This is a genomic window from Paraburkholderia sp. LEh10, assembly GCF_017814945.1.
Taxonomy (GTDB): domain Bacteria; phylum Pseudomonadota; class Gammaproteobacteria; order Burkholderiales; family Burkholderiaceae; genus Paraburkholderia.
The window spans coordinates 1-440 of sequence record NZ_JAGIPX010000254.1 but is presented as its reverse complement, the minus strand read 5'-3'; the positions used below and the strand labels follow the sequence as shown (position 1 = coordinate 440).

Sequence of the window (440 nt, the reverse complement as noted above, 5' to 3'; positions counted from 1 at the left end):
CGCCCAGTACACGTCCATTGCCTTCGGCCGACGTTGTCGCGAGGCCGGCGTGCAACCGTCAATGGGGACGGCCGGCGACGCCTATGACAACGCGATGTGTGAGTCGTTCTTCGGCACACTTGAAGCAGAACTGCTGTCGCGGGAGCACTTCGCAACGCATGAACAGGCGCGTCGCCGTGTGTTCTCATTCCTGGAAGGCTGGTACAACATACGCCGCCTTCACAGCAGCATCGGTTATTGTTCGCCGCTCGAATTCGAAAACCTGCATGTGCCACATCAGCCGACATCGCATCGCGGGTTGTCCACCGCCGGGCAGCGTCATGGGCGAGAGAGGCGCCCCGCTGCCCGTCCGTGGACAACCCGCTGCTCAACGCCCAATGGAGGCTAAATCACATTCAATCTCTGACTGCAGATCTGTCCGCTGAACCGGGTCACCCTCA

General features: G+C 60.9%; 1 pseudogene. It reads left to right on the top strand.

From position 1 onward, the window contains the following. Window positions 1–268 (top strand): annotated as a pseudogene (locus J8I87_RS44230) (transposase); the annotation flags it as partial. Between the last annotated feature and the right edge of the window lie 172 nt (window positions 269–440).